Source organism: Pseudoalteromonas spongiae UST010723-006 (assembly GCF_000238255.3).
Classification (GTDB): domain Bacteria; phylum Pseudomonadota; class Gammaproteobacteria; order Enterobacterales; family Alteromonadaceae; genus Pseudoalteromonas; species Pseudoalteromonas spongiae.
The window spans coordinates 99913-121266 of the sequence record NZ_CP011039.1; the positions used below are offsets into that span (position 1 = coordinate 99913).

Annotated in this window: 30 protein-coding genes; 25 read left to right on the plus strand and 5 right to left on the minus strand. The window is 41.8% G+C overall.

What is annotated here, in order from left to right:
- The first annotated feature begins 168 nt into the window (after positions 1 to 168).
- From PSPO_RS00440 to PSPO_RS00450, 4 genes are all read left to right on the plus strand, one after another.
- Positions 169 to 1176 carry an alpha/beta hydrolase-fold protein gene (locus tag PSPO_RS00440; protein WP_010562258.1) on the plus strand — a complete coding sequence of 336 codons (1008 nt, stop codon included), beginning with the start codon at positions 169 to 171 and terminating at the stop codon, positions 1174 to 1176.
- Positions 1177 to 1185: 9 nt separating this feature from the next.
- Entirely contained in the window at positions 1186 to 1308 is a 123-nt protein-coding gene (locus PSPO_RS21930; RefSeq protein ID WP_267890908.1) for a hypothetical protein, read from the plus strand.
- A gap of 13 nt (positions 1309 to 1321) precedes the next feature.
- A complete protein-coding gene (locus tag PSPO_RS00445) occupies positions 1322 to 1975 on the plus strand; it encodes a fumarylacetoacetate hydrolase family protein (protein ID WP_010562259.1) in 654 nt (217 codons plus the stop codon).
- Positions 1976 to 2089: 114 nt separating this feature from the next.
- The gene (locus PSPO_RS00450) at positions 2090 to 2968 is read left to right on the plus strand and encodes an aldo/keto reductase (protein WP_010562260.1); all 879 of its coding nucleotides are present in this window, start codon (positions 2090 to 2092) and stop codon (positions 2966 to 2968) included.
- A gap of 96 nt (positions 2969 to 3064) precedes the next feature.
- On the opposite strand, the gene PSPO_RS00455 is transcribed toward PSPO_RS00450, so the two are convergent.
- From PSPO_RS00455 to PSPO_RS00465, 3 genes are all read right to left on the minus strand, one after another.
- A complete protein-coding gene (locus tag PSPO_RS00455) occupies positions 3065 to 3739 on the minus strand; it encodes a TorF family putative porin (protein WP_010562261.1) in 675 nt (224 codons plus the stop codon).
- Positions 3740 to 3930: 191 nt separating this feature from the next.
- Entirely contained in the window at positions 3931 to 5097 is a 1167-nt protein-coding gene (locus PSPO_RS00460) for a hypothetical protein (RefSeq protein WP_010562262.1), read from the minus strand.
- 105 nt (positions 5098 to 5202) lie between these two features.
- Positions 5203 to 6240: a GNAT family N-acetyltransferase gene (locus PSPO_RS00465; protein ID WP_010562263.1), complete on the minus strand. Its 1038-nt coding sequence runs from the start codon at positions 6238 to 6240 to the stop codon at positions 5203 to 5205.
- A gap of 87 nt (positions 6241 to 6327) precedes the next feature.
- On the opposite strand from PSPO_RS00465, the gene PSPO_RS00470 reads away from it, so the two are divergent.
- The 20 genes from PSPO_RS00470 (at position 6328) to PSPO_RS00565 (ending at position 19447) form a co-directional block, all read left to right on the plus strand.
- Positions 6328 to 7749 carry an aminotransferase-like domain-containing protein gene (locus PSPO_RS00470; protein ID WP_010562264.1) on the plus strand — a complete coding sequence of 474 codons (1422 nt, stop codon included), beginning with the start codon at positions 6328 to 6330 and terminating at the stop codon, positions 7747 to 7749.
- A 59-nt stretch (positions 7750 to 7808) separates the two neighbouring features.
- Positions 7809 to 9752, plus strand: a complete 1944-nt coding sequence (locus PSPO_RS00475) for an AsmA family protein (protein ID WP_010562265.1) — start codon at positions 7809 to 7811, stop codon at positions 9750 to 9752.
- Between the two features lie 385 nt (positions 9753 to 10137).
- On the plus strand, positions 10138 to 10506 hold the full coding sequence (gene rplN / locus PSPO_RS00480; protein WP_010562266.1) for a 50S ribosomal protein L14: 369 nt from the start codon (positions 10138 to 10140) through the stop codon (positions 10504 to 10506).
- Positions 10507 to 10516: 10 nt separating this feature from the next.
- Positions 10517 to 10831, plus strand: a complete 315-nt coding sequence (gene rplX, locus PSPO_RS00485) for a 50S ribosomal protein L24 (protein ID WP_010562267.1) — start codon at positions 10517 to 10519, stop codon at positions 10829 to 10831.
- 15 nt (positions 10832 to 10846) lie between these two features.
- Positions 10847 to 11386 (plus strand): 50S ribosomal protein L5, encoded by a 540-nt coding sequence (gene rplE, locus PSPO_RS00490; protein ID WP_010562268.1) that lies wholly within the window; start codon positions 10847 to 10849, stop codon positions 11384 to 11386.
- Positions 11387 to 11396: 10 nt separating this feature from the next.
- Positions 11397 to 11702 (plus strand): 30S ribosomal protein S14, encoded by a 306-nt coding sequence (gene rpsN, locus PSPO_RS00495; RefSeq protein ID WP_010562269.1) that lies wholly within the window; start codon positions 11397 to 11399, stop codon positions 11700 to 11702.
- Between the two features lie 21 nt (positions 11703 to 11723).
- A complete protein-coding gene (gene rpsH / locus PSPO_RS00500) occupies positions 11724 to 12116 on the plus strand; it encodes a 30S ribosomal protein S8 (RefSeq protein WP_010562270.1) in 393 nt (130 codons plus the stop codon).
- A 13-nt stretch (positions 12117 to 12129) separates the two neighbouring features.
- Positions 12130 to 12663: a 50S ribosomal protein L6 gene (gene rplF, locus PSPO_RS00505; protein WP_010562271.1), complete on the plus strand. Its 534-nt coding sequence runs from the start codon at positions 12130 to 12132 to the stop codon at positions 12661 to 12663.
- A gap of 9 nt (positions 12664 to 12672) precedes the next feature.
- Complete coding sequence (gene rplR / locus PSPO_RS00510; protein WP_010562272.1) at positions 12673 to 13023, plus strand: 50S ribosomal protein L18; 351 nt, start codon at positions 12673 to 12675, stop codon at positions 13021 to 13023.
- A gap of 9 nt (positions 13024 to 13032) precedes the next feature.
- Positions 13033 to 13533, plus strand: a complete 501-nt coding sequence (gene rpsE / locus PSPO_RS00515) for a 30S ribosomal protein S5 (RefSeq protein ID WP_010562273.1) — start codon at positions 13033 to 13035, stop codon at positions 13531 to 13533.
- A gap of 6 nt (positions 13534 to 13539) precedes the next feature.
- The gene (rpmD, locus tag PSPO_RS00520) at positions 13540 to 13719 is read left to right on the plus strand and encodes a 50S ribosomal protein L30 (RefSeq protein WP_010562274.1); all 180 of its coding nucleotides are present in this window, start codon (positions 13540 to 13542) and stop codon (positions 13717 to 13719) included.
- Between the two features lie 4 nt (positions 13720 to 13723).
- Positions 13724 to 14158, plus strand: a complete 435-nt coding sequence (gene rplO, locus PSPO_RS00525) for a 50S ribosomal protein L15 (protein ID WP_010562275.1) — start codon at positions 13724 to 13726, stop codon at positions 14156 to 14158.
- 12 nt (positions 14159 to 14170) lie between these two features.
- Positions 14171 to 15499 (plus strand): preprotein translocase subunit SecY, encoded by a 1329-nt coding sequence (gene secY, locus PSPO_RS00530; protein WP_010562276.1) that lies wholly within the window; start codon positions 14171 to 14173, stop codon positions 15497 to 15499.
- Positions 15500 to 15522: 23 nt separating this feature from the next.
- Positions 15523 to 15636 (plus strand): 50S ribosomal protein L36, encoded by a 114-nt coding sequence (gene rpmJ / locus PSPO_RS00535; RefSeq protein WP_010562277.1) that lies wholly within the window; start codon positions 15523 to 15525, stop codon positions 15634 to 15636.
- A gap of 124 nt (positions 15637 to 15760) precedes the next feature.
- A complete protein-coding gene (gene rpsM, locus PSPO_RS00540) occupies positions 15761 to 16117 on the plus strand; it encodes a 30S ribosomal protein S13 (protein ID WP_010562278.1) in 357 nt (118 codons plus the stop codon).
- Positions 16118 to 16130: 13 nt separating this feature from the next.
- Complete coding sequence (gene rpsK / locus PSPO_RS00545) at positions 16131 to 16517, plus strand: 30S ribosomal protein S11 (protein WP_010562279.1); 387 nt, start codon at positions 16131 to 16133, stop codon at positions 16515 to 16517.
- A 21-nt stretch (positions 16518 to 16538) separates the two neighbouring features.
- Positions 16539 to 17159 (plus strand): 30S ribosomal protein S4, encoded by a 621-nt coding sequence (gene rpsD / locus PSPO_RS00550; RefSeq protein ID WP_010562280.1) that lies wholly within the window; start codon positions 16539 to 16541, stop codon positions 17157 to 17159.
- Between the two features lie 25 nt (positions 17160 to 17184).
- Positions 17185 to 18171 carry a DNA-directed RNA polymerase subunit alpha gene (locus tag PSPO_RS00555; RefSeq protein ID WP_010562281.1) on the plus strand — a complete coding sequence of 329 codons (987 nt, stop codon included), beginning with the start codon at positions 17185 to 17187 and terminating at the stop codon, positions 18169 to 18171.
- A gap of 32 nt (positions 18172 to 18203) precedes the next feature.
- The gene (gene rplQ / locus PSPO_RS00560) at positions 18204 to 18602 is read left to right on the plus strand and encodes a 50S ribosomal protein L17 (RefSeq protein ID WP_010562282.1); all 399 of its coding nucleotides are present in this window, start codon (positions 18204 to 18206) and stop codon (positions 18600 to 18602) included.
- Between the two features lie 239 nt (positions 18603 to 18841).
- Positions 18842 to 19447, plus strand: coding sequence for a hypothetical protein (locus PSPO_RS00565; RefSeq protein WP_010562283.1), 606 nt, complete (start codon positions 18842 to 18844; stop codon positions 19445 to 19447).
- Between the two features lie 61 nt (positions 19448 to 19508).
- On the opposite strand, the gene PSPO_RS00570 is transcribed toward PSPO_RS00565, so the two are convergent.
- Positions 19509 to 20165 (minus strand): helix-turn-helix transcriptional regulator, encoded by a 657-nt coding sequence (locus PSPO_RS00570; RefSeq protein WP_010562284.1) that lies wholly within the window; start codon positions 20163 to 20165, stop codon positions 19509 to 19511.
- 102 nt (positions 20166 to 20267) lie between these two features.
- On the minus strand, positions 20268 to 20633 hold the full coding sequence (locus PSPO_RS00575) for a histidine triad nucleotide-binding protein (RefSeq protein WP_010562285.1): 366 nt from the start codon (positions 20631 to 20633) through the stop codon (positions 20268 to 20270).
- Positions 20634 to 20716: 83 nt separating this feature from the next.
- Here PSPO_RS00575 and PSPO_RS00580 point away from each other — a divergent pair, with 83 nt between their 5' ends.
- Entirely contained in the window at positions 20717 to 21352 is a 636-nt protein-coding gene (locus PSPO_RS00580; protein ID WP_010562286.1) for a DUF2057 family protein, read from the plus strand.
- Positions 21353 to 21354 lie beyond the last annotated feature (2 nt).

Consider the following 21354-nt stretch of genomic DNA (forward strand, 5'->3'; position numbering starts at 1 on the left):
ATAGATAAAATTAAGACTTAAGTGTCGCTTTTGCTCCTGCGGACTCTAGCTCAAATAAGTCATTATTGTCCTAAAGTCATAAGTGTTTTATAAATTCAAAATCAATTTACTTAGGTGAAGTTATCCCGTAGTTTGGATTAACTTCTACTTTGAACATAAAGGGAAATTATGCGCTTTTTAATATGTTATCTAATGCTTGGCTTTTCATTTCTGAGTGCATCTCTTAAAGCCGAACAAGTAGTACTGACAATTGCAGACCAGCGGTTTGAGCAACCATTGGAATTTAATGTGCAGTTGCCAAAAAGCTATTCGCAAAAGCAAAACAAACGCTATGTGCTGATGTTTGACTTTCACCCTAATGCCAAAAGTTACTTAGCGGGAATGCATGATTGGATGAGCCATAATGGTGAGTGGCCCTGGTTAGAAACCATTATTGTGACGCCTGCAAATGGTAATCCGGTAGGGCGGTTATTTGATGCTACAGGCAAATCAACGCCTTTGCTCGATTTTTTTGAAGCCCAATTAGTGCCAGAAATTGATAAACAATACCGTACTAACGGCTTTCGCATTTTTAGTGGCTTTCGGGTGAATGGTTCGGTGGTGCTTTCAAGCTTAGTGAATAAACCGAACTTGTTTAATGCACATATTGTGATTAGCCCTGAGCTCACGCCAGAGCGTGCCAATATATTAAAGGGCTATGGTAAGAAAATAGCCAAGCTAAATGATAAACCGCGTTATTTATTGTTTACCCATGGCGAAACCATAAAAGAAGATCATCAACAGCATGGATATTCACAATTAAAAGAAGAAATTAGTGCAAACGCGTCTGCATCATTACAATGGCAATATCAAAATTATAAAGAACATTATTTTATGTCGTTGCCGGTGTTATCTACTGCGTATGGCATAGAGCAGATCTTTGATGAGATTCATAACGGTTTGGCGCCTGAGTCACAAATAGCTAAGCAAGGTGTGGATGCTATTGTTGGTCATTATAAGTGTCTATCAACTGAAAAGTTTGGTTTTGAAGTCTCACCTAAATCGTCAATTAATGCACTGGGATTTCACTTGTTAGAAACATCGCCAGAGCAAGCGATAAAGGTATTTAACCAAGCATTAGCGCTTTATCCGCAAGATGCATACGCTTATCACCACTTAGCCAAGGCTTATGCGTAAAGTAATAAATTGGCAAAAGCCATTGAGTTGCAAGAAAAGGCAGTGAGTCTTGCCGCTAATATGCTCACTTGGCATAAAAAGCGACAAGCCAGCTATTTGGCTGAACTTAAGGCACTGGCGCAAGCACTATAAAAGGTAATTTTAAATGAAGTATTTATGGAATAACGGTGAGGCTATCGGGCTTCCTATTGGCAAAGCAGTGTGTGTGGGGCGCAATTATGTTGCCCATGCAGCGGAACTTGGTAATGAAGTACCTACAGAGCCGTTACTCTTTTTAAAACCAGCAAGCAGTATTGTAAATACGGCAGGGGAAGTGGCGTTAGACCATAGCTTAGGTGAGCACCATTATGAAGCGGAGCTAATGTTGTTAATTGGTAAGCCGCTCAATAAGGTCAATATTGCAGATTATAAGTCTTGTATTGCTGGTTTAGGTGTAGGGCTTGATCTTACGTTACGTGATGAGCAAGCAAAACTGAAAGCGAAAGGGCATCCGTGGGAGCGCGCAAAAGCCTACGACAAAAGCTGTTTAGTGTCGCGCTTTGTACCGCTTGCAGAGAGTGATTTAACGCACAATGAATTTTCACTTTCGATTAATAATGAGCTTCGCCAATCTGGTGACACCAACCTGATGATATTCAAAATAGAACAACTACTTTCTGAAATTGTCAGATATTTCTCATTACAGCCGGGCGACATTGTTTTAACGGGCACACCTGAAGGGGTAGGTAAGCTTAATATCCAAGACACCTTGAGTGTATCTCTTAATGGCGAAACGTTAGCTAATTGCACAATTGCATAGAAAGTGGTTTTTATTTCATTCAAAAACATTATTTTTTTCTGAAAACGTATGCGAAGCAATGCGCTGAGTTTGGCCACACTTTACAATAAGCGTATCTAAACTCAGGAGAATCATATGCAAGAATTTAAATTACCGTCGTTTGTGGCTGGCTTTTGGCGTTTAGATGAGTGGCAACAACGAGGGTCTTCTCTAACGCAATTCATTGAGCAACTGCTAGCGCTTGGCATAGATACAGTTGACCATGCTGATATCTATGGTCAATACCAGTGTGAGAAACTCTTTGGTGAGGCATTAACGTCTCATTTAAGAGATCAACTTAAGATCATCACTAAGTGCGGTATTAAACCGGCCTGGCCTGAAAATGGCTTTGCAGGTAAAACTGCACATTATGATTCAAGTAAAGCAAACATCATTGCTTCGGCAGAACAATCATTGCGTAATTTCAAAACTGATCGCCTTGATGTGTTATTGATCCACCGTCCAGATTATTTAATGCATGCGGATGAAGTTGCAGACGCCTTCTGTGATCTAAAAGCGCAAGGTAAAGTGCTTAACTTTGGTGTATCTAATTTTACGGTTTCACAGTTTGAGTTATTGCAGTCGCGTTTAGACTTTAAGTTAGTAACCAATCAAATTGAAATGTCGCCGTTACATATGGGGGCACTCGATGATGGTACGCTTAACTTATGCCAACAGCATCAAATATCACCTATGCTCTGGTCGCCTCTTGCTGGTGGCGGATTATTCGCTGAGACAGAGCAAGCACAACGAGTGAGAACTGCATTACACAGTGTTGCCGAAGAAACCGGGTTAGACAGTGTCGATCAAGCTGCTTATGCGTGGTTGTTAACGTTACCATGTCAACCGAGCGTAATCTTAGGTACCGGAAAGTTAGCGCGTATTCAATCAGCAGTTGCGGCAAGTAAAGTGCGTTTGAGTCGTGAGCAATGGTATCGCGTTTGGCAAGCATCAACAGGTCACAGTGTGCCATAACAATTAGCCTACATATAAACGAAATAAAGGTGCCGAAAGGCACCCTTAATTGTAGCAAGTTGGAGTAATTTTAGTTTAAAGCATTAATACTGATTGCTAGAGTTCAAAGTCCATGGCAAAGCCCACATAAACTTTTAAGTCGTCATCTGCATCTAAATCTGTTTGCGCAACACCGAAAGTGAAGCCACCTTTTGCAATGCTCACACCGTAGTCAATATAGCTGTCGTCTTCGCCATACCACTCTGCAACGGTATCACCCATCGAATTACCAATGTGGAATGTAAGCTCGGTTTCATTTAATACTTCAAAAGTAGCGTTTAGCTCTAGGTAAATCATATCTTCTTCTGAAGTTGCACCTGACTGCGCATTGCTAAGATAACTTACTTTACCTTCGAGCCAGTTCCAGCTTAACGCACCATAAAGTTCACCAAAGTCAATTGAGTCAACCGCATCAGGGTATGCGTAATATACATAACCCACGTCGTAACCAAACTCACCCATTTCACCAGCAAAGCCTGCGTATAAATCAAGTTCATAACTTGGCTTATCACCACCAAAGTCCACATTTGATGCCCATGTGCCCGCATAAAACCCTGATTCATGGCTGTAATCGATACCACCCGATACTTGAGCGTTGTCGCTGGTTTGCGTTACACCACGCCATAAGTAGTTTGATGAAGCTGCAGCATTAGCGGTTACTTCTGCATAACTTGCTGCTGAGAAAAAGGCGATACTCGTAGCAGTGAGAGTTGTGAGTAATTGTTTTTTCATAATAATTCCTAAAATTGTAGCGCTGAGTTAACTATCTATTAACAAAGTTTATGCCTAAACTGAAAAGTTCAAGAATATCAAAGTACTAGTAGGGAATTATGAATTTGGCAAGATGAGTATATGAAAATAATGCACTAACTCGGTGCGTGAAAATCACAAGGTGCACAAAAACTGCGCACCTTGTTTTGTGATTAGCCGAAAATAGTACGCATCAGAGTGATGGTTTCATCAACGCTTCGACCAGCAGCAACTTCTTTCACAATTGAGTCACGCATATTTTTAATATGTTGTGGCATATCTTCTGTTGCCAGAGCACGGTCAACCAATGCTTCTGCTGACTCTTTACCACGTTTACGGCCGCCTGATTTCTCTGAGCTTGCGCGCTTCGGTTTATGAAGTGCTTTGTAGTAATTCGAGTTTTCTTTCGCATCGTCACTGTAATAAGCAAACCAACAGGGTACTAATGCCTTGTACTGCCAAAGTGCTTGTTCTTCTTCGGCTTCTGGTATTGCGGCAATAAACCAAGGTTGTTTATGAATTGCCATAACAATGTCGTGCCAGTAACGGTCAAAATCTTGGTTGTTTAATCTTACAAGGCCAAACGCTTGGCATAAAATATCAAGGCTTGCTGCTGTTACTGGGGTGAAAAAGTCAGGTCGACGCATTGCAAGTAAACGTGTAGCTGGTGCAAGAGTCGCTTTTTCATTATCAACGGCTGCAAACGCAGCAATATAACCACGCACAAAGTCCATGTAGTTTTCTAACGTGATAGCGCCTTCAAGTGGAATATGATTAAGCGCTTCATTTAAGTCAGTACAGCTGGTGGCAATTACATTATGCAGTGCTTTAGCGGTTTTAGTTGATGCTAGCCATTCAACATCAAATTGGTAAATGCTTGGATCGTGTTTTGCGGTATGTTTACCAGCAAATGCCAGCTTGTCTTCTTCAATCATATCAACCAGCGAGGTTTCACGAATGCTTTCAATATGCTTAAGCAGTGCAAGTTGCTCATCTAGCACAATGCGCTCTTTGTTTTGTTGAATTGAATCAAATACAACAGGCCAAGGTGCAATACGTAGCGTTTTAATTTGGCTAATGCTAATACCAGCTTCGAGTTGTTGTTGGATTTTCTTTAAAATTGGCAGCTGGTTTGCTTCAAGTAGCTCAAAATTAATGCGCTTGCTGACTACATCAATTAACTCATAACACCAGCCGGCAAAGTCTTCTGGATGGTTACTTACTTTTACGGCCATTAAGTTAAGGCTAACATCTGGAATAAGTTTTAAAATGTTTTGGTAGATGTTTGCTTCCACTTCAGAAAGTGGCATTTTTGACGGCGACGTAAGCAATTTTTTCATAATTAGTAAGTGACCCCAATATAATATTAACAATGTCCTGCAAAGCGTTACGCTAAGCGGGCTGTGGATCATACTGAGATCTAATTTTGATGCAATATTGACTTCTTAAATTTCACGTATGAGTAAACTAAAAACTTGAAGGTCATGGGTTTTATTTTTCCAAACGCCTTTTTCACGCATTACACCATCTAAATGAAAACCAAGTTTGGTAAACAGCATATTCGAAGCAGTGTTTTCTGGTAGTACTTCCGCTTCAATACGATTTAAAGAGGCGATATGGGTAAACATCCATTTTGTCATCGTGTTAATTACATTTGATGCGAAACCTTGTTGCCAGAAATCAGGGTGAATCTCGATACTAATTTTCGCTGTGCGTGTGCAAAAATCATATTTGTAACCGCAGCTGCCAACAATTTGCTGGCGCGTGTTGCACTTGATTAGCCAGCGATGCCCGCTACCTTGTCTGCGTATTAGTTCATCCTGCTCAATAAGCGCTTTGGCTTCTGCTAAGTCGCTCATAACTGGTAAATCGTAAAATTCACACACTTTTGGATTTGAAAATAGCTGGTAAACAGCCTCGGCTTGCGCCTGTGTTTGTTGAATTAATGTGTACTTTTCGGTTTTGATTTTAGGGAAGTTATCAATACTTAGATGAATAAGATGATGTCCCCACTTTTCATAACGTTTCTGCTCTACAAGACCAAGGTTTGTCAGTATTTTATGTGAAGCAGTATTAGCAACATCTACTTCGCCAACAATATAAGAAAGGCCAAGCTGGTTAAATGCATATTCAAGTGCGGCGCGACTTGCTTCCATGCCCAAGCCTTTGCCCCAATATTCTGGCAACATGCGGTAGCCGATATCAGGTGCATTTAACTCGGGTTCGTATTTTAAGCCACAAAACCCAATAACTTGATTGTTTTCTTTAAGGACCAAGGCAAAGCGCGCATAGCCAACCTCGTTATATTCTTTTAACCAAATATTGCGAATAATATTTTCGGCATCGTTTAGGGTGTTTACCCAGCCAGCGTCTCCGGTATAACGGGTAACATCTTCATTACTGCTAAATTTGAATACGTGCTCAGCATCTTCAAGCGTAAATTCGCGCATTAATAAACGCGGTGTTTCAATAAGTGTATTCATATTTTCTCCTTATCTGTACTGGTAAAAACTTTAATGCCGATCAAAAATGCAATACAGATACAGTTGCAGAATATTTTTAGGGTACAGATGGCTGAGTTCAAATACCGTCAGTTATTTTCTTACTATCAACAGCTTATTAGTAATGGCGAATTGCTACCCGGCGATAAATTGCCCTCGGTTAGGGCATTGAGCAAGCGTCACGACGTTTCTATTAGCACGGCTACTAAGGTTTTGTCTGAGCTTGAAAAGGTGACACTTATACATGCAAAACCTAAATCGGGCTATTTTGTAACTGGCGAGAGTAAATTTAAAGCGCATAGCTATGGTTGTGATGTAATTTATAAGCGTGACTTACATGCTTTACCACTGGCGCAATCGGTACAGTATTCGTTTAATGATGAATCTATTTTGCCGCTGTCCTGTACTGGCCCTTCGACCGTGCTAGATAATGAAACATTGCTCAACAAGTTGCATCGTAAAGTATTAACACAACGACCTTATCGTTTAAAGCAAGATAATTTTGAAGCGGGTTTGCCTGATTTGCGAAGTACGCTTGCGCAACATCTAAGTTGCAATGATTTTTCGTATGCCAGTGAAAATATCCTAATCACGCACGGGCGCAGCGATGCGCTGAGCCTAGCTATGATCTCTTTAGGGTTATTGCAAAAGCGGGTTGCTATTGAAGCACCATGCTCATTTTTCATAAACGCTAATATGGCGCAATTGCAAATCGACACTGTCGCTATTCCAATGCAAGCTAATTACGCCGATGAAATAGCTTTGCTCGATAAGGTGTATCAAGTCGAGCCTTTCAGTGCATATGTGTTTAATCCAAATTTTAATGACCCAACTGGACGTTTGTTGCATGACCAAGACAAAAAGGCATTGGTCGCATGGGCGCAAGCACGTGATGTTGTGTTAATTGAATATGATCGAGGTGAGCTTTACTTTTCAGGAATGCGGCCTAAATCGATCATGCATTTTTTAACACCGCGAGATAAAACACCAGCAATTAGCATTGGGGATTTCTCAGATACGATAAGCTTTAGTTTCTCGCTTGGTTATATGGTTTGCCATCAATGTATTGAATTATGTCTTTTTACAAAACATATCACGGTAGAAAAGCCTGATATGGCAAGCCAAATGATGCTAAACGAGATGATTAGGTCATTAGAATATCGAAAATTACTCACACGATTAAGAAAAGCAATGTGGCAGCAGTACACTGAAACCTTGTTTATTTTGCGGCCAATTGTGGGTTACATAGATATACCAACAATATCTGGGGGACCTTGTTTATGGTTAAAGCTACCTCATAGCAAAAGTTCAGAAATCCTCTTTAAACGATTAATAAAACACAATGTGGCGATTGCGCCCGGCAAAATGTTTTTAACAAATGCTGAATTTGATAATTATTTTCGCATTACCTTTGCCTTGCCATGGCAGCCAAGAATGGTTCAAGGACTTAATACATTGGTTCAAGAAACCTTGCGATTTTTAGAGAGTTAGGTTTTAACTTTAACGCGCGTTAGCTATAGTAGCGTTAGATGTGATTTAAGGGACACACAATGAAAACTCTCGCAAAAGTTATTGGATTTCTACTACTTGGTTTAATCGCGTTAATTGTGGCTTTGCCATTTATTATTCCGGTCGATTTTATTTTTAAACAAGTTACGCAATCGGTTGAGCAAACAACAGGGCGCACGCTTGAGATTAAAGGCGACAAAAGCCTATCTGTATTTCCTGCGCTAAAACTGGAACTAAATGATGTGACATTTGCTAACTTTGAGCAGGGTTCAAAGCCAAATATGGCAGCTATGGAGCAGCTTGCGATTCACATACCTTACCTGTCGGTTTTATCTGGTGATATTAAACTTGAAAAGTTTGTCATTAAAAACCCTGAAATTTTACTTGAGAAAATGCCTAATGGCGAAGTTAACTGGCAGCTAGTTAATGCGTCGGGTGCGACAGAACAAAGCAAGGCACCAGAACAGCAAGGTAAAGCAAAAAGTTTACCCGAAGGCGTTGATATTCAATTAGGCGAAGTTGCGATTTATGGCGGTAGCTTTACTTTTATCGATCATCAAAATAATACATCGCAAAAAGTAACAGAGTTAGATTTAGCAATTCAATTACCTTCGCTTAAAAAGGACCTGAAAGTAGAAGGTGCGGTTACTTACATGGCTGAGAAATTCGAATTAGATGTAACACTTAATACTCCAGAAAAACTATTGTTAGGCCAAGATTTCACGTTAAAAACCGCATTAGATTCTCGCTTGGTTGCACTTACCTTTGATGGACTAGTTGCAAAACAGATGACTGATTTTAGTGGTAAATTAGATCTGACGGGTGACTCGGTTAAAGCGCTTGCTAAGTGGCAAAACCAAGCGCTTGCAGCGAAAGAAAATGCATTTAATAAATTTTCAATTGCGTCAGAAATGCGTTTTGCCAGACAAGAGTTTAATCTATCTAAACTCGATGCTAGCTTAGATGACCTAGCAATTAAAGGTTCGGCAAAGGTCGCGTTAACCAAGGTGCCAAAGATTACTGCAAATGTTGATCTAGGTATGTTAAATGTGAACCCTTACTTACCTGAATCAATTGATGTGCCAGACGAGCCGGCAGAACAAAACACCGATACACCAAGCAAGCCACAACCAATTGTGTGGGATGACAGTGAAATCGATTTATCGGCGCTTAATAGTGTAAATGCTGATATCAAAATCGCAGCGACGGGCTTTCAGTTTAAAGAAATCAAACTGGGTGAAACTAAGTTATCACTCAAGCTTAATAATGGTACGGCACAACTCGGTTTAGACAAGTTTAAAGCGTACGAAGGCGACGGTACGGGACAAGTAGTATTAATGGCCAAGCGTGCACCATATAAACTCAATACATCGTTTTCATTTGATGGCATTCAAGCAGAACCTTTATTAACCGATGCGGTTGGTTTTGATAAATTAATGGGCAAAGGATTATTAACCATTGCGCTTAATAGCCAAGGGCAATCACAGAAGCAGTTTATTGAATCACTGCATGGCAGCGTTGGTTTTGGTTTTAATGATGGTGCCGTTAAAGGCGCTAATATTGCCGCTATGGTGCGCAGCGCAGAGCAACTTATTAAAGGCGGTGGTCTTGATGCAAAAGGGCTAGAAAAAGGCTTTGATAACGCTGAAAAAACTGATTTCTCAGAACTTGCGGGTAACTTTCAGTTTAGCGAAGGCGTGAGCAAACAGAACGAATTGACCTTAAAAAGCCCATTGATTCGCGTTACTGGCAATGGTGATATTGACCTACCGGCGACAAAAATTAACTATCGTCTGGTAACCGGCATAGTTGATTCAATTGAAGGACAAGGCACGCAAGATAAAAGTACCGGCTTTAAAATTCCAATTCGTTTAAAAGGCCCATTGCATGATGTGCAAGTAAAGCCTGATATTGGCGAAGCGGCAAAAGACAAAGCGAAAGATAAGATCAAAGATAAGCTAAAAGATTTATTTAACAAGGAGTAGCCGTCCTTTGTTTAATCATTCGGTTTACCGAAAATAGTAACAAAGACAGATTGTCTCTCGCATGCTTTGATTAGCGGGTTTGTAAAATGTTTATTATGCATTCCCGCTAGCGCTTGAAATCGCCTTCACATACCCCCATTAATCTTTCTCAGTAAATATAAATAGTGCTGTACGTTTTTTAAACTCCTTGTTATTGCAAGGCTTTTTTTATCATTAGTTTAACGACTAAATTAATTAAAAAATAACCTACCACTTATCAGTGTTTGCTGGTACAATTGCCCGCCCTTGAGCTGTCGATGACACGCTTAATGGTGAACAAATAAACGTTTAGGTCGTGATTTCGTATGAATTTACGGCAATTTTTAACTACACCGGAGCATATAAAATGATCCAAATGCAAACTCAGCTGGACGTTGCTGATAACAGCGGCGCTCGCAAAGTGCAGTGTATTAAAGTCCTTGGCGGTTCGCACCGTCGCTACGCAGCGATTGGCGATATCATCAAAGTTTCTGTTAAAGAAGCTATTCCTCGCGGTAAAGTGAAGAAAGGTGATGTTAAAAACGCAGTAGTTGTGCGCACTAAAAAAGGCGTTCGTCGTCCAGACGGCTCTTTAATCCGTTTCGATAGCAATGCGGCAGTAATCTTAAATGATAGCTTACAGCCAATTGGTACTCGTATCTTTGGCCCTGTGACTCGTGAACTTCGTAACGATAAGTTCATGAAGATCGTTTCACTAGCCCCAGAAGTACTATAAGGAGTCGATCATGGCAGCAAAAATCCGTCGTGATGACGAAGTAATCGTACTTGCAGGTAAAGACAAAGGTAAGCGCGGCAAAGTGCTTTCAGTTGTAACTGAATCTAGTCGAGTATTTGTTGAAGGCGTTAACTTAATCAAGAAGCACCAGAAGCCAGTTCCTCAGTTGAACCAGCCAGGCGGTATTGTTGAGAAAGAAGCGTCAGTAGACGTATCAAACGTAGCGATCTTTAACCAGGAAACTGGTAAAGCGGATCGTGTAGGTTTCAAGATTGAAGATGGTAAGAAAGTACGTATCTTCAAATCTACCGGTAAAACTATCTAATAGTCGGAGTATACGATGGCGAAACTGCATGAAGTATATAAAGACAAAGTAGTAGCTGAACTAGTTAAAGAGTTCAACTACAGCTCTGTCATGCAAGTCCCTCGAATTGAGAAAATCACCCTTAATATGGGTGTGGGCGAAGCCCTAGCGGACAAAAAGATTCTAGAGAACGCAGTAAGCGACCTAGAAGCTATCTCTGGTCAGAAGCCACTTATCACTAAAGCACGCAAATCAGTTGCTGGCTTTAAGATTCGTGAAGGCTATCCGATCGGTTGTAAAGTAACCCTACGCGGTGAGCGTATGTGGGATTTCCTAGAGCGTTTAGTCTCTATTGCGATGCCACGTATTCGTGACTTCCGCGGTGTTAGCGCAAAGTCTTTCGACGGTCGCGGTAACTATTCTATGGGCGTACGTGAGCAAATCATCTTCCCAGAAATCGATTATGATAAAGTAGACCGCGTTCGCGGTATGGATATCACAATCACTACTTCTGCGAAAAGTGATGAGGAAGGCCGTGCGTTGTTAACAGCGTTTAACTTCCCATTCAAGAAATAAGGGTAGGGTTATGGCAAAGAATTCAATGAAAGCGCGCGAAGCAAAGCGCACTAAACTAGTTGCTCAGTACGCTGAAAAGCGCGCAGCACTAAAAGCAATCATCTCTGACGTAAATGCGTCTGAAGATGATCGTTGGGACGCGGTATTAAAGCTTCAAAGCCTTCCGCGTGATTCAAGCCCTGCACGTCAACGTAATCGTTGTAACATCACGGGCCGCCCACATGGTTACCTTCGTAAGTTCGGCTTAAGCCGTATCAAATTACGCGAAGCTGCTATGCGCGGTGAAGTTCCTGGCCTTAAAAAGGCTTCTTGGTAATAGAATCACGGGAGTAAGACAATGAGCTTGCAAGATCCAATCGCGGATATGTTTACACGTGTTCGTAACGGCCAACAGGCTAAGAAGGTTTCAGTATCTATGCCTTCTTCAAAGCTAAAAGTTGCTGTTGCAAAACTACTTAAAGAAGAAGGTTACATCACAGACTACGCAGTAGCTGGTGACGTTAAACCTGAGCTTTCTGTAGAATTAAAATATTTCGAAGGCAAAGCTGTAATCGAGTCTCTACAGCGCGTTAGCCGTCCTGGTCTACGTATCTACAAGAAACGTGGCGAGTTACCAAAGGTAATGGGCGGTTTAGGCATTGCTATCGTTTCAACTTCTAAAGGCTTGATGACTGACCGTGCTGCACGTAGTGCTGGTATCGGTGGTGAAATCATCGGCTTTGTAGCTTAATCGGAGGGGAACTATGTCTCGCGTAGCAAAGGCACCTATCAATGTTCCTGCCGGTGTAGAAGTTACACTAGCTGGTCAGGACATCAAAGTTAAAGGTAAGAGCGGTGAGTTAACTCGCACTATCAACGATGCTGTTGAAGTAACGCTTGAAGAAAACGTAATCAAAACTCTTCCTCGCGAAGGTTTTGCTGACGGCTGGGCACAAGCAGGTACTGCTCGTGCACTAATCAACAACATGGTTGTTGGTGCAGGCGAAGGTTACGAGAAAAAACTTCAGCTAGTTGGTGTTGGTTACCGTGCAGCGGCTAAGGGTAAAGTATTAGACCTAACTCTTGGTTTCTCACACCCTGTGAACTTTGAAGTTCCAGAAGGTATCACTGTTGAAACACCTAGCCAAACTGAAATTGTGGTTAAAGGCGCAGATAAGCAGTTAGTTGGCCAAGTTGCTGCTAACATTCGCGCATACCGTGAGCCAGAGCCTTATAAAGGTAAAGGTGTACGTTATGCTGATGAACACGTGCGTCGCAAAGAAGCCAAGAAGAAGTAAGGTAGAACGATGGATAAGAAAACAGCTCGTCTACGTCGTGCAAAACGCACTCGTAGAAACTTTATTGAACAAGGCGCAACTCGCCTAGTTATCCACCGCACTCCACGTCATATTTACGCGCAAGTTGTAAATCCTGAGGGTGTTGTGGTAGCTGCTGCTTCTACTGTAGAAAAAGCGATTAGTGGTTCAATCGAAGGCACTAGCAATGTTGCAGCTGCGCAAGCAGTTGGTAAAGCAGTTGCTGAACGTGCAGTTGAGAAAGGTATCGCTAAATTATCTTTTGATCGCAGTGGTTTTAAATATCACGGCCGTGTTAAGGCGCTTGCTGATGCAGCGCGTGAAGCCGGTTTACAATTCTAGGAGCAGAGAATGGCTAACGTAGAAGTAAAGCAACCTGAATTAGCTGAAAAGCTAGTTGCAGTAAACCGCGTGTCAAAAGTAGTTAAAGGTGGTCGTATCTTTAGCTTCACTGCACTAACAGTTGTTGGTGACGGCGCAGGTAAAGTAGGTTTTGGTTACGGTAAAGCACGTGAAGTTCCTGCTGCTATTCAAAAAGCAATGGAAAAAGCACGTCGTAACATGGTAAACGTAGAATTAAACGGAAACACGTTACAGCACCCAATCAAGGGTCGTCACGCTGGTTCTAAAGTATATATGCAGCCAGCTGCTGAAGGTACAGGTATCATCGCCGGTGGTGCGATGCGTGCAGTACTAGAAGTTGTAGGTGTACATAACGTACTTTCTAAAGCATATGGTTCTACTAACCCAATCAACGTTGTACGCGCAACAATTAAAGCTCTAGACAACATGAAGTCGCCTGAGTCAGTTGCTGCTAAACGTGGTTTAAGCGTTGATAACATCCTGGGGTAAGACACGATGGCAAATACAGTAAAAGTAACTCAAGTAAAGAGCTCTATCGGTCGTTTACCGAAGCATAAAGCAACTTTACGTGGTCTTGGTTTACGTCGTATCAACCACACAGTGGAGTTAGAAGATACTCCTTGTGTACGTGGTATGATCAACCAAGTGTCTTACATGGTTAAGGTTGAGGGTTAATTCGATGCAATTGAATACACTTTCTCCAGCAGTAGGTGCAAAGAAGCCTGGTAAGCGTGTTGGTCGTGGTATCGGTTCTGGTCTTGGTAAGACTGGTGGTCGTGGTCACAAAGGTCAAAAATCTCGCTCAGGCGGTAAAGTACGCGTTGGTTTTGAAGGCGGTCAAATGCCTATGCAACGTCGTCTACCTAAGTTCGGTTTCACTTCACGCAAATCACTAGTATCTGCAGAAGTAAATCTGTTCGAAATCGCTAAAGTTGAAGGCGATGTGGTAGAACTAAGCACACTACAAGCAGCTGGTATTGTTAAAAAGAACATTCAGTTCGTTAAAGTAGTTAAATCTGGCGAAGTTTCTCGCGCGGTTACCGTTAAAGGTCTTAAAGTGACTAAAGGTGCTCGTGAAGCGATTGAAGCTGCCGGAGGCAAGATAGAAGAATAATAAGGAAGTACTATGGCTAAACCAGGTCTAGATATGCAAAGTGCACAAAGCGGCTTAGCGGAGCTGAAGCGCCGATTACTATTTGTATTGGGTGCTATCATTATTTACCGTTTAGGCTCGTTCGTGCCGATCCCTGGTATTGACGCCGCAGTATTGGCCCAGTTCTTCGAGCAACAAAAGGGCACCATTGTTGAGATGTTCAACATGTTCAGTGGTGGTGCACTTGAGCGTGCATCGGTGTTGGCGTTAGGTATTATGCCTTACATCACCGCTTCAATTATCATGCAGTTGATGACACATATGCATCCAACTTACATGGAATTGAAGAAAGAAGGTGAGCAAGGTCGTAAGAAGATCAGCCAACACACTCGTTATGCAACGCTCGTGCTAGCTACATTCCAATCTATTGGTATTGCAACTAGTTTACCGAATATGATGTCAGGCCTAGTGGTTAACCCTGGTCTTGCATTCTATTTCACTGCTGTAGTGAGCTTGGTGACTGGTACAATGTTCCTAATGTGGTTGGGTGAGCAAATTACAGAGCGTGGTATCGGTAACGGTATCTCAGTTCTAATTTTTGTGGGTATTGTAGCTAACTTGCCGTCTGCTATTGGTTCGACTGCCGAAATGGCGCGCCAAGGTGATTTACAACCGTTAGTACTACTATTGATTGCGGTAATTGTTTTTGCTGTAACTTATTTGGTAGTGTTCTTTGAGCGTGGACAACGTCGCATCGTTGTTAACTACGCTAAACGTCAGCAAGGCCGTCAGGTATTTGCAGCGCAAAGTTCACACTTACCATTGAAAGTTAATATGGCAGGGGTTATTCCACCAATCTTTGCTAGTAGTATTATTCTGTTCCCTGGTACAATTGCGAGCTGGTTCGGTCAAGGTGAAGGCCCGGTTGCTGATACATTACAAACTATCTCTTTAGCATTGTCTCCTGGACAGCCGCTATATGCGATGGTTTTAGCAGCTGCAATCATCTTTTTCTGCTTCTTTTACACTGCGTTGGTATTTAACCCGCGTGAAACAGCAGACAACCTGAAAAAATCAGGGGCATTTATCCCAGGCATTCGCCCAGGTGAGCAGACATCTAAATACATTGATAAAGTAATGACACGCCTAACTTTAGCTGGCGCATTGTACATTACCTTTATTTGTCTAGTGCCCGAGTTCATGACAATGGCATGGCAAACGCCATTCTATTTCGGCGGTACATCAATTTTGATTATCGTTGTTGTTATCATGGACTTTATGGCACAAGTACAAACGCATCTGATGTCTCATCAGTATGAGTCTGTGCTGAAAAAAGCAAACCTTAAAGGCTATGGCCGATAAGGCTTTGACTACGGAGTTAAGTTATGAAAGTACGTGCTTCCGTTAAGAAAATTTGCCGTAGCTGTAAAGTTATTAAGCGTGCAGGTGTTGTACGTGTAATTTGCAGCGACCCTAAGCATAAGCAAAGGCAAGGCTAATTAAGTCATGCAGGCTGAGCGTAAGCTCGGCCTGTTTCATTGGTAGAAATCTGATATCGGTTGGGTATCCTATACGGGCTTTCCAACAGGATGATAATCAGATTCATTTATAGGAGATATGTTAGTGGCCCGTATCGCAGGCATTAACGTTCCTGACCATAAGCATGCTGTTATCGCTTTAACAAGCATCTATGGTGTAGGTAAGACTCGCTCTAAGGCTATCTTAGCAGCGACTGGTATCGCCGAGACCACAAAAATCGGTGAACTAAGTGATGAAGTTCTTGACCAATTACGTGAAGAAGTTGGTAAGTACACTGTTGAAGGTGATCTTCGTCGTGAAGTTACTCTAAATATCAAGCGTCTTATGGACCTTGGTTGTTTCCGTGGCCTACGTCACCGTCGTTCGCTTCCACTACGTGGTCAGCGTACTAAGACTAACGCGCGTACTCGTAAGGGTCCTCGCAAGCCTATCAAGAAATAAGGTGGGGTAAGTTATGGCTAAAGCACCAATCCGTCGTAAGAAGGTTAAAAAGCAAGTTGCTGATGGTATGGCTCATGTTCATGCTTCTTTCAACAACACTATTGTTACTATTACAGACCGTCAAGGTAATGCGTTATCTTGGGCAACTGCAGGTGGTTCTGGTTTCCGTGGTTCACGTAAATCTACGCCATTCGCTGCACAGGTTGCTGCTGAGCGTGCAGGTACTGCTGCTCAGGAATATGGTTTAAAGAACCTAGAAGTATTCATCAAGGGCCCTGGTCCAGGTCGTGAATCTTCAGTTCGTGCATTAAATGCACTAGGTTACCGTATTACAAACATTACTGACGTGACGCCAATTCCACACAATGGTTGTCGTCCACCGAAGAAACGTCGCGTATAACAATAGGTTAGGAGAAATAACATGGCAAGATATTTGGGCCCTAAGCTCAAGCTAAGTCGTCGTGAAGGTACTGACCTGTTCCTTAAGAGCGGCGTTAGAGCAATCGACTCTAAATGTAAGCTTGAAACAGCACCAGGTCAACACGGCGCTCGTAAAGGTCGCCTATCTGACTACGGTTTACAATTACGTGAAAAGCAAAAAGTTCGTCGTATCTACGGTGTACTAGAAAAGCAATTCCGTAACTACTATAAAGAAGCTGCTCGTCTTAAAGGCAACACAGGTGAAAACCTACTTCAGCTTCTAGAACAACGTTTAGACAACGTAGTTTACCGCATGGGTTTCGCTAGCACACGTGCTGAAGCTCGTCAGCTAGTAAGCCACAAAGCAATCGTTGTTAATGGTCAAGTTGTAAACATTCCTTCATTCACAGTTTCAGCTGAAGATGTAGTTGAAATCCGTGAGAAGGCTAAGAAGCAAGCTCGTATTACTGCAGCTGTAGAACTAGCTGAGCAACGCGAGAAGCCAACTTGGGTTGAAGTAGACACTAAGAAGCTAGAAGGTACATTTAAGCGTTTACCTGAGCGTTCTGATCTGTCTGCAGAAATTAATGAACAGCTAATCGTCGAACTTTACTCGAAGTAAAGTTAAAAGATAAGAGAGGATACACATGCAGGGTTCTGTTACCGAATTCCTAAAGCCAAAATTAGTCGATATCGACGCTGTAAGTACATCGCGTTCTAAAGTAATTTTAGAGCCGCTAGAGCGTGGCTTTGGTCACACTTTAGGTAATGCACTTCGTCGTATTTTACTTTCATCAATGCCAGGTTGTGCAGTGACTGAAGTTGAAATCGACGGCGTACTACACGAATACAGTGCGAAGGAAGGTGTTCAAGAAGACATCATCGAAATTCTACTAAACCTTAAAGGTTTAGCAGTTTCTTTACACGAGAAAGATGAAGTATTTCTAACGCTGACTAAATCAGGCGTTGGCCCTGTAACCGCTGCTGATATTCAACACGATGATAGTGTTGAAATTGCTAACCCAGATCACGTGATTTGTCACCTGACGACTGATAGCAGTGAAATCAGCATGCGTATTCGCGTTCAACGTGGCCGTGGCTACGTTCCAGCGTCGAGCCGTATTTCCTCTGAAGACGATGAGCGCCCAATCGGTCGTTTGTTGCTAGATGCATCATTTAGCCCGGTTGAGCGTATTGCGTACTCGGTTGAATCAGCACGTGTTGAGCAACGTACAGACTTAGATAAGCTTATTATCGATATGGAAACAAATGGTACGATTGATCCTGAAGAGGCAATTCGTCGTGCATCTACTATTCTAGCTGAGCAATTAGACGCATTCGTAGATTTACGTGATGTGGCTGAGCCAGAAGAGAAGGAAGAGAAGCCGGAGTTTGATCCGATTCTACTTCGTCCAGTTGATGATTTAGAGCTTACTGTACGTTCTGCGAACTGTCTGAAAGCCGAGCAAATTCAATATATCGGTGATCTTGTTCAGCGTACTGAAGTTGAGCTTCTTAAAACACCAAACCTTGGTAAGAAGTCACTTACAGAAATTAAAGACGTGCTTGCATCACGTGGTCTGTCTCTAGGTATGCGCCTAGAAAACTGGCCGCCAGCAAGCTTAGCTGAATAATCAACGATAAGTTTAGTTAGAAGGATAGGGTCATGCGCCATCGTAAGAGTGGTCGTCAATTAAACCGTAACAGCAGTCATCGTAAAGCGATGTTCAGCAACATGGCAAGTTCTTTGGTGAAGCACGAAATCATCAAAACTACTGTGCCAAAAGCGAAAGAGTTACGTCGTGTAATTGAACCTTTAATCACACTGGCTAAGACTGATAGCGTTGCAAACCGTCGTTTAGCGTTTGCTCGCACGCGTGATAAAGAAGTAGTTGGTAAATTGTTCACTGAGATTGGTCCTCGTTTCGCGGATCGTCCAGGTGGTTACACTCGTATTCTTAAGTGTGGCTTCCGTGCAGGTGACAACGCGCCAATGGCTTACATTGAACTACTAGATCGCCCAGCGACTGAAGAAGTTCAAGAAGACGCGCAGTCTGCAGAGTAAGATTTAAAGAATTAAAAAGCCGAGCAAATGCTCGGCTTTTTTACGTCTAAAATTTAACAATTCAACTTTCTATTGCTTTACATAGCATCTGGCTGCTTTGCCGCTATGTATGCTTTTTTAGCACTCTTACACAATCAGGCAAGCAAAGCTTACTGCTCCAGTTTAGTTGTTTAGAGCTTGAGAAATTAGTTCCGCATCCGTATAATCCGCGCCTCTTCTCAATGTTTCAATGGATTATGATGAAAAAAACTATTCTATTCCTTACCTTAGCCGGATTATCTCAGTTTACTTATGCAGCCGAAGAAGCTGAGCAGCCATCACCGAGCCCAATTAAGTTTGGCTTGTACGCAGGTCTTACCTATGGTGGTGATGAAGTAGGTAAGCTTTACTATGAAGATGATTCGACGGAACGTGTTAAAGCGGGTGGTTTGTACACAGTTGGTGCTTCATTATCAGCTAATGTTTGGCAGCAAGTCGATGTGCAGGTTAACCTTGGCTATCATGCTGATTCAGCAAGCGCTTCTAACGGCGATATGACATTCTCACGCGTTGTATTTGAAGCAATTCCTTACTACCGTTTAAATGAATCGGTATCGCTTGGTTTGGGCCTTACGTTACATTCAAATGTTGAGTTTGATAGTGACTTTACTGAAGATGCGACCTTCGAGTCTGCAACGGGTGTGGTGTTATCGGGTAAGTATGCATTAGCAAATACAAACAGCGAATTCGAGTTCCGCTTTGTATCGCAAGAATATACGCTTGAAAAAGTAGGTAATTTTAACGTTATACAAGATTACACAGTAGATGCTAAACACCTAGGTGTTTACTACCACTACATGTTTTAGTGAAAAACATAAAAAAACGCCAAGCATTTGCTTGGCGTTTTTATGTAATCTTCAAAGAGTATTATCGCAGCTCATTAGGCATATTATATTGCGCCCATGAAAGTAGCTCGATGCGGTTACGACAGTTGGTTTTTCTAAACGCACTGTATAAGTGTGTTTTCACCGTGTGCGGGCTGATATTAAGCTCGTCGGCTATTTCTTTATTCTTTGCACCTTTACTCATTAGGCTAATGATTGCGCGCTCACGCTTTGTTAATTTCACTGGCTCTAATTCAGCGTCTGTGATCTGATTAATGGCTTCTTTATTGAACTGTAATAAGCGGTTCAATGCGCTACACATTACATCACGGCGGAACCAGAGTTGATTATCAAGCAGTAAGCGAATGCCTTTCATTAATACATCAGCATTATCTGTTTCATAGAATACACCACGAATACCTGATAAAAGAGCGCGATTAGCGAGTTCAGTATTATCGCTGATGTTAAACAAAATAATGTCACAGTCAGTGTTTAGTTCAGAAATATGTGTTTGTAAACGTTGCCAAACATTATCACCGTTAGATTCGATAAATAATAAGCGCGTGTTGCTTGGTACATCTTTACCATCAAACCCGTGTAGAACGTTTAGACCTTGGGTGGTTAGTAATGGTTTTAAAACTTCCAATCCAGAATTATTAGTAGGATTAGTGTTCAAAATGATAAACGCTGTGTTATTCATTGTTTAACTCAAAAAATAAAGCTTCTACTTAAATTAATAGCAGAAGCTTAACATAATATTTAGACTTTTGTATTGTTTTTTTAAACTAATTAATACTTTTATCTAGGTCTTTGCGTTGTCAGTATACGGTGGCCAACCTAGCATTTTTCCTGCCAGCATGTGCAGGTGAATATGAAAAACTGTTTGTCCTGCATTTTCGTTACAGTTCATAACCACACGGTAGCCTTCATCACTAAAGCCATGCTCTGTTGCTAGCTGTTTAGCAACGTAATACAGATGGCCTACAAGCTCTCGATCGTCTAATGCAATGTCGTTAATTGTAGCGATTGGCTTTTTCGGAATAATAAGTACGTGGAAAGGCGCTTGTGGGTTTATGTCCTTAAATGCAAGACTTAGCTCATCTTCATAGACAATATCAGCTGGAATTTCGCGATTAATAATTTTGGTGAATAGGGTTTCTTGACTCATACCAACATCCTAGTAGTAATTCTGTTCGAATTATGCCAGTTTAGATTGATGGAATATATCTGCAAGGGTTTATTGAAACGAGTATGAAAAATCTATTAGCACTCAGTTTGTTATTACCAAGTTTAGCGTATGCCGCAACGGTAAAGTTTTCAGAAGAGTTAATCCCGCTACAAGTGAATGAGAATAAAGTAGAGCATTCACTTTTTTCAAGTGTTGATGAAGTGACAGTGTCACAAGGCCAGCATAAAGTCAAAGTGAAGTATAAAGACCTTTACGAAATTGATTATGATGAACATGAAGTCATCGAGTCAGAGCCATTTTGGCTTGTGATCAATATTGAAAATAGCGAGGCAACTTATCAGCTTTCAATGCCACGTGCTGATGATATTGATGGTGCAAAGCAGTATATTAAAAGCCCGTTTGCAACCTTTAAAGAGCTAGAAGCTAACAGCCAAGCATTGCGTTTAGAACCTGTAAAAGCGCAAGTAGTGCTCTCTACGGAACAGAAAAATAAGGCACATTTGCCAGCTACAACTGCAAGCGCGCTATCTAATAGCGCTGCGCCAAAGTCATCATCTAAAATTCAAGTGGTTGCTGAAAAATCACCTAACGCACCTGTTAGTCAACAACCTAGTGCGCTAAGTATGCTTGAGTTTTGGTGGTCACAAGCCACTGAACAAGAAAAAGCAGCATTTTTAGCAAATAAAAAAGGCAGCTAAGC

Bases quoted from the DNA above. Each gene is read 5' to 3' on its own strand.
- rplR (WP_010562272.1), top strand. From the start codon at position 12,673: ATGGATAAGAAAACAGCTCGTCTACGTCGTGCAAAACGCACTCGTAGA.
- rplN (WP_010562266.1), top strand. From the start codon at position 10,138: ATGATCCAAATGCAAACTCAGCTGGACGTTGCTGATAACAGCGGCGCT.
- PSPO_RS00465 (WP_010562263.1), bottom strand. From the start codon at position 6,240: ATGAATACACTTATTGAAACACCGCGTTTATTAATGCGCGAATTTACG.
- PSPO_RS00450 (WP_010562260.1), top strand. From the start codon at position 2,090: ATGCAAGAATTTAAATTACCGTCGTTTGTGGCTGGCTTTTGGCGTTTA.
- rplQ (WP_010562282.1), top strand. From the start codon at position 18,204: ATGCGCCATCGTAAGAGTGGTCGTCAATTAAACCGTAACAGCAGTCAT.
- rpsE (WP_010562273.1), top strand. From the start codon at position 13,033: ATGGCTAACGTAGAAGTAAAGCAACCTGAATTAGCTGAAAAGCTAGTT.
- secY (WP_010562276.1), top strand. From the start codon at position 14,171: ATGGCTAAACCAGGTCTAGATATGCAAAGTGCACAAAGCGGCTTAGCG.
- rplF (WP_010562271.1), top strand. From the start codon at position 12,130: ATGTCTCGCGTAGCAAAGGCACCTATCAATGTTCCTGCCGGTGTAGAA.
- PSPO_RS00555 (WP_010562281.1), top strand. From the start codon at position 17,185: ATGCAGGGTTCTGTTACCGAATTCCTAAAGCCAAAATTAGTCGATATC.
- rpsH (WP_010562270.1), top strand. From the start codon at position 11,724: ATGAGCTTGCAAGATCCAATCGCGGATATGTTTACACGTGTTCGTAAC.
- PSPO_RS00470 (WP_010562264.1), top strand. From the start codon at position 6,328: ATGGCTGAGTTCAAATACCGTCAGTTATTTTCTTACTATCAACAGCTT.
- rpsN (WP_010562269.1), top strand. From the start codon at position 11,397: ATGGCAAAGAATTCAATGAAAGCGCGCGAAGCAAAGCGCACTAAACTA.
- rpmD (WP_010562274.1), top strand. From the start codon at position 13,540: ATGGCAAATACAGTAAAAGTAACTCAAGTAAAGAGCTCTATCGGTCGT.
- rpsD (WP_010562280.1), top strand. From the start codon at position 16,539: ATGGCAAGATATTTGGGCCCTAAGCTCAAGCTAAGTCGTCGTGAAGGT.
- PSPO_RS00455 (WP_010562261.1), bottom strand. From the start codon at position 3,739: ATGAAAAAACAATTACTCACAACTCTCACTGCTACGAGTATCGCCTTT.
- PSPO_RS00445 (WP_010562259.1), top strand. From the start codon at position 1,322: ATGAAGTATTTATGGAATAACGGTGAGGCTATCGGGCTTCCTATTGGC.
- PSPO_RS00440 (WP_010562258.1), top strand. From the start codon at position 169: ATGCGCTTTTTAATATGTTATCTAATGCTTGGCTTTTCATTTCTGAGT.
- PSPO_RS00475 (WP_010562265.1), top strand. From the start codon at position 7,809: ATGAAAACTCTCGCAAAAGTTATTGGATTTCTACTACTTGGTTTAATC.
- PSPO_RS00570 (WP_010562284.1), bottom strand. From the start codon at position 20,165: ATGAATAACACAGCGTTTATCATTTTGAACACTAATCCTACTAATAAT.
- PSPO_RS00460 (WP_010562262.1), bottom strand. From the start codon at position 5,097: ATGAAAAAATTGCTTACGTCGCCGTCAAAAATGCCACTTTCTGAAGTG.
- rplO (WP_010562275.1), top strand. From the start codon at position 13,724: ATGCAATTGAATACACTTTCTCCAGCAGTAGGTGCAAAGAAGCCTGGT.
- rpsK (WP_010562279.1), top strand. From the start codon at position 16,131: ATGGCTAAAGCACCAATCCGTCGTAAGAAGGTTAAAAAGCAAGTTGCT.
- PSPO_RS00565 (WP_010562283.1), top strand. From the start codon at position 18,842: ATGAAAAAAACTATTCTATTCCTTACCTTAGCCGGATTATCTCAGTTT.
- rpmJ (WP_010562277.1), top strand. From the start codon at position 15,523: ATGAAAGTACGTGCTTCCGTTAAGAAAATTTGCCGTAGCTGTAAAGTT.
- PSPO_RS00575 (WP_010562285.1), bottom strand. From the start codon at position 20,633: ATGAGTCAAGAAACCCTATTCACCAAAATTATTAATCGCGAAATTCCA.
- rplE (WP_010562268.1), top strand. From the start codon at position 10,847: ATGGCGAAACTGCATGAAGTATATAAAGACAAAGTAGTAGCTGAACTA.
- PSPO_RS00580 (WP_010562286.1), top strand. From the start codon at position 20,717: ATGAAAAATCTATTAGCACTCAGTTTGTTATTACCAAGTTTAGCGTAT.
- rplX (WP_010562267.1), top strand. From the start codon at position 10,517: ATGGCAGCAAAAATCCGTCGTGATGACGAAGTAATCGTACTTGCAGGT.